This window comes from Aquabacterium sp. UBA2148, from assembly GCF_002328915.1.
Classification (GTDB): Bacteria; Pseudomonadota; Gammaproteobacteria; order Burkholderiales; family Burkholderiaceae_C; genus Aquabacterium; species Aquabacterium parvum.
Genome location: NZ_DCXA01000066.1, coordinates 1 through 5,332 on the forward strand (window position 1 = coordinate 1; position 5,332 = coordinate 5,332).

Here is a 5,332-nt window from a genome sequence, read left to right on the forward strand (position 1 = left end):
AACTCGGTGACCAGCAGGTGCGAGTTGAACTCGTAGTTCATCATGTCTTCGCCGATGCACGAGCCGACGGCGGCATCCACCTGGGACAGGTCGTTGGAGCCCAGGTTGGTCTGGCTGAAGACCAGCTCCATCACGTTGGCCCCGGCGATGTCCTTGGACTCGAAGATGGTCTCCATGTAGGCCGAGTACTCGGGGTGGATCACGCCACCCGGCATCACGGTCATCACGCCCTGGGGCATGTTCTCCAGCATGGCCTGGATGTCGTTGGTCTTCTGGCGCAGCTGGGCGGTGCGTTCGGCCACGCGGCGCTCCAGGCTGGCGTTCTGCTCGGCGATCACGGCCATCATCTGCAGGTTGTTGCGGATGAAGAAGACCAGCACGGCCATGAAGGCCAGGTTCATCACGCCCAGGGCCACGCCCATGTACAGGTTGACCTTGACGGTCTGCTGCGAGTCGGCCAGGGTGCTGACGAAATTGTCGTAGCTGGAGTCTCTGAACTGTTGGGTGGAATGCCGCAACTGCTTGAGCGCTTCGCTCATTTTCTTGGTCTGCGCTGGCATGTCGATGTCTGCCTTGTCCAAGAAAGCTTGTGCAGTGAACGTCGCGATGTCCTTGTATGCCTTGAACTCCTGCCGCAGACGCTCAACGTCGTCCTTGCGCTGAGGGTAAAGCTGCGCCACTTCGGTCAGGGTCTGATCAGCGACGTTGTAGAAGTTCTCCGCCTCGTCCAGCGGGTCAGTCTCGCCGATCATCACCGCGCGCATGTACAGCTCTTCCATCTTGTCGAGGCGAACGATGTTGGCCTCGATTTTTTGCAGCACCGGGAAGTACAGGTCCTTGATGCTGGTGAGCTGGTCGCTGCTTCGGAACGATTTCTGGACCGACAGCGTGGTCACCCCCAGGAACACCAGGATCGCCACCCCCACGATCATGATGATCTTGCGCATGGGGTTGCTGTCCTGGCCGGTGCCTGCTTGCGCGTCGGCGTGGCCATCGTTGGCGGCGGGGGTCTTGTTGTCTAGCGTATCGGTGTGCACTGGCGGCTCCGTGTCCTGATTACCGAAGGGTCAGTTCAGATTACGGAAGCTGCGCGAAAAAATGAAACGGATCAGCGCCAGGGAAACGTGGCTTTTGCACGAAATGCCCCATCAGCCAAACAGGTGAAAAAAAAACCGCCCGAACCGGGTGGTTCGGGCGGTGACCGTGAAGCTCGAAAAGGGGCGGACTCAGGTGGCGCGAGCGGCCCGCAACTTCATCGAGAACTCCTGCAGCGCCTGGATGCCACTTGCCTCCGCACGCTGACACCAGCTCTGCAGGTCGACAACCAGTTGCTCGGCGGAAACATTGGTGCGCGTCCACAGCGCCCGCAACTCTTCGCGCATGGCAATCAGCTTGGCCAGGTTGGGGTTGTGCGCGCAGGCATCGGCCACCTGCTCGGGCATGCCTGCGGGCATCTGCTCGACGTCTCGGTGCATCCAGCGACGCACCTGGGCCAGGCGCGAGGCGGCGCTGGTTTCGCCAGCGGCTTTCAAGCGGGCCATTTCAGCCTGGCAGGCGCTGCGCACTTCGCGGGCGTAACCTGCCATCAGCTCGTAGCGATTGGCCACGATGGCCTCCAGCGTCTTGGCGTCGGCAACGGCCTTGACGTCACCGAGTTGCAGGCGCGGCGGGGTCTTGCGCACCTTGGCCAGGCCGATCATCTCCAGGCCACGGATGTAGCCCCATCCGATGTCGAACTCGTAGGGCTTGACCGACAGCTTGGCCGAGGTCGGGTAGGTGTGGTGGTTGTTGTGCAACTCTTCGCCACCGATGAGGATGCCCCAGGGGGACACGTTGGTGGAGGCGTCAGCTGCCTCGAAATTGCGGTAACCCCACCAGTGCCCCAGGCCGTTGATGATGCCGGCGGCGGTGATCGGGATCCAGACCATTTGCACCGCCCAAACGGTGATGCCGATGGCGCCGAACAGGGCGAGGTCGATGGCGAACATCAGCCAGATGCCCCAGACTGCTCGGGGGGTGTAGAGCTTGCGCTCGAGCCAGTCGTCCGGCGTGTTGTGGCCGAACTTCTTGAGGGTTTCGCCGTTGGCAGCCTCGGCAGCGTAGAGCTCGCGGCCGCGCAGCAGCACCGTCTTGATGCCATGGGCCACCGGGCTGTGGGGGTCTTCAGCGGTTTCGCACTTGGCGTGGTGCTTGCGGTGCACGGCCACCCATTGCTTGGTGACGGTGGCGGTGGTCAACCAGAGCCAGAAACGGAAGAAGTGCGAGGGGATCGCGTGCAGCTCAAGTGACCGATGCGCCTGCGCACGATGCAGGAAGATGGTCACCGAAGCAATGGTGATGTGCGTGAGAAGCAGCGTGTAGAGAACGATCTGCCACCACGAGGCATTCACCAAACCACCGATGCCCCACTGAATCAGGGCATCGTGGAAAGAAAAATCAAACATCTCGAAAACCTTTCAACGGGTGCCGGATTGTAGTGGCCTGCACCCACGCGATCCGTGATCGAGATCATGAGCGGGTTGCCACGCTGGATCGGAGCGTGACAACCCGCGAACGGCGTCAGTCGAGCGACAAAATCGCCTTGACCGTGCCATCCACCGCAGATTTTTCGATGTAGCCGATGGCGTCCGGGTTGCTGGCGACGAACTTCTTGACGTCGGCAGCGGTGCCCAACTCCTTCGGCGGGGTGGCCTTGCCGGAGAAGGTCAGGCGGGCCCAGGTGGCCTTGACCTGCGACGAGGACTTGCCTGCGGCCTTGCTGTAGAACTGGTCGCGGGCAGCGTTGCCTTCGGGCAGGTCGGCCGGGGCGGCGGTCGTGCCGGACGGCAGCGTGTTGGTCTTGCCCATGAAGATGGCGCTGACTTGCTCAGGCGTCATCGAGGCCAGCGGGCTCTTGGGGTTGACGATCACGACGATTTCAGCCGCGGCCAGGTTGCTCAGGGTCACCAGACCGGCGAGCAGCAGGGACTTGATGATGGATGTCTTTTGCATGATGTGTTTCTCCTTCCAGATCAAGCTCAGAACACAAAGTCAACAGCGACGCTGATGACGTTGATGTTCTTTTTGTTTGAACGGAAGTCAGCCGAGTTGGCGGTCGCCGGATCGGCAACCAAGAGCAACCCGTTGGAGTTGGCGGGCTTCTTGATGCTATCGAACTGGACCTTCACGGCCGTGTTGCGCATGGCATCCCACCGCACGCCCACGCTGTTGGTGCTTTGCTGCACATACTGGGTCGCCAGGGCGACTGGGGTCGATGCGACCAAGCGCTGAGCAGAAGTACCCAGGGCATTGAGGCTGCTCAGGTTCGAGGGCATCGAGATGTTGCTTTCATCAAGCTTCAATTTCGACACGATCACATAGGGCAGGAAGGAGCCGAAGCGATAACCACCCAAGGCGTACCAGCCAGTGGTGTCGGCAACGTTACCCGCCTTGACTCGGCGCAAGGTGTACTCGGCAGCCAGAACGATGTTGTCTCGGTCCAGGCTGGCCCCGATGCCCGTGAAGGTCGCTTTGGTGTTCTCGGTGGGCAAAGCTCCGGCGGCCTGGGCTGCAATGGCCCGGAAGTTCGATGGCGCGAGGGTGTTGTTGGCAATCCCGGTGTAACCACCGACCAGGGTATCAATGGTGCTGGATTCGATGGTCAGCTTGCCTTGGCTGTGACCGAAGCGGAAGGTCAGGCCATCATCAAGCTCGATGTTGAAGTTCAGGCCAACACCGTTCTTCAGTTTGACCGTCACCGGGTCGACCGCGACGCCGCTGCTGCGCAGGGCGCTGGCGTACTCATTCTTGGCAGACCCGCCCCACAGGGTGGAGGTGATGGTCGCGCCACCCAGGTTCATCTGGTAGCTGATGTCACCGCCATCGGCAGAGCTGACAGGCACCTGGCCATACACATCCAGCGGCGGACGGATGGCGGTGTTGGCGAACCCGACGTCACGGAAGTCCGAAATCATGAAGTACGGCGCGCCGATGCGCCCTGCGCGAATCGACAGGCCAGGAGTGGCTTGCCACTTGGCAAATGCCCACTCGAACTCCGGCTGGTACTGGCCTTGAGCGCGGTATTTGGTGAGCACCTGCGCGGTGCCCGAGATGGAGTTGGTGAACTTGTAAGTGCCTTGCAGGCCGACTTTGGTGTCAACCTCCATGCCCACCTGCTTGTCCACCCCACCGCCTTGTCCCGGGTAGTTGAACAAGGCGTCGTCGGAGTTGGTGCGGGCTGCGCCCACGGTGCCAAAACCAGAGAGGCGGGCTTTGCCGTCATCAGAAACGAAATCGGCATGAGCGCTGAGGCAAGTCAGCAGGGCGGCGAGCGCCAGGGGCAGGCGCTGCAGTGTCTTGTCGGACATGGAGGGGCTCCTCATCAGGGTGAATTGAGCGCTCGACCCCCGGATCGAGTGGTTGACACCGACCGAGAGACGGATTTTGTTACCGCACCGCAAGAATGTCGCGATGTGGAGTGCTCAGACTATCGGCTGAAACCCGCGAGAGTTGTCCGAATAAGACGTCGTACAACGGGCTTATGTCACGTCTGCGGGTTTTCGCAGATCGTCCGTTGCAACGTGGCGCTCATGTCCTGATGGAGGTGATCGGACAGCGCCCGGCGGTCGGCATGGGCCACCGTTCGCGCTTCGAGGAACTCGACGCGCACCACCAAACGCCGTGCGGTGACGGTCATCCACAGCGATTGCAGCAGCCCGATGTCGCCCACGTACGCGGCCGAGGGGCTGACGGCATGGCCGTGCTCCCGGTAGGCGATGACCACGGGTTGCACCGGTGCTGGCGCGTCGATGGCGGCCTGCAGCAGGTTGGCGTGAAAGGGCATGATGTGGCCTCCCGGCCCGGTCGTGCCCTCGGGGAAGACGGCGACGGTGTCGCCATCGCGCAGGGCCTGGGCCATCAGGCCGAGCACGCGCATGGCGTCGCGTCGGCGTTCGCGCACCAGGTAAAGGGTGCCTGCCGCCGTCACCAGGCGCCCCACGATCGGCCAGCTTGCCACCTCCGCCTTGGAGACAAAGCGCGAGGGCATCACCGAGTTGATGGCGACGATGTCCAGCCAGGAAACGTGGTTGCCCACCACGAGCTTGGCCGACGGGTGAGGCGTGCCGCGCACCTCCAGCGTGACGCCAAGGCGGTTCACCAGCTTCCTGGACCAGTCGAGGTGGCGTTCGCGCCGCTGGCGCGCATCGAGCCGGTCCCAGACGGTGAGCACCAGCACCACGCCCCAGAGGATGTGGAGCACCGCGCGGGTCAGCCGCCAGGCCGCGATGGGCGAGCGCAGCCAGCGCCCGGAAACGGGCGCGGCGGCAGAGGCATGCTGTTGAGGGGGCACCCG

At 62.6% G+C, this 5,332-nt stretch carries 4 protein-coding genes and 1 pseudogene; all 5 read right to left on the reverse strand.

Annotated elements, in window-relative coordinates; translation table 11 throughout:
- Positions 1 to 1,037, reverse strand: a pseudogene (locus B2W70_RS03655) (hypothetical protein); the annotation flags it as partial.
- A 189-nt stretch (positions 1,038 to 1,226) separates the two neighbouring features.
- A complete protein-coding gene (locus B2W70_RS03660) occupies positions 1,227 to 2,444 on the reverse strand; it encodes a DesA family fatty acid desaturase (RefSeq protein ID WP_286742965.1) in 1,218 nt (405 codons plus the stop codon).
- A gap of 115 nt (positions 2,445 to 2,559) precedes the next feature.
- Positions 2,560 to 2,991 carry a hypothetical protein gene (locus B2W70_RS03665; RefSeq protein ID WP_286742968.1) on the reverse strand — a complete coding sequence of 144 codons (432 nt, stop codon included), beginning with the start codon at positions 2,989 to 2,991 and terminating at the stop codon, positions 2,560 to 2,562.
- Between the two features lie 26 nt (positions 2,992 to 3,017).
- On the reverse strand, positions 3,018 to 4,346 hold the full coding sequence (locus B2W70_RS03670) for a hypothetical protein (protein WP_286742970.1): 1,329 nt from the start codon (positions 4,344 to 4,346) through the stop codon (positions 3,018 to 3,020).
- Between the two features lie 176 nt (positions 4,347 to 4,522).
- Positions 4,523 to 5,332, reverse strand: an 810-nt coding sequence (locus B2W70_RS03675) for a lysophospholipid acyltransferase family protein (RefSeq protein ID WP_349677432.1), incomplete at its 5' end; no start/stop codon positions are given.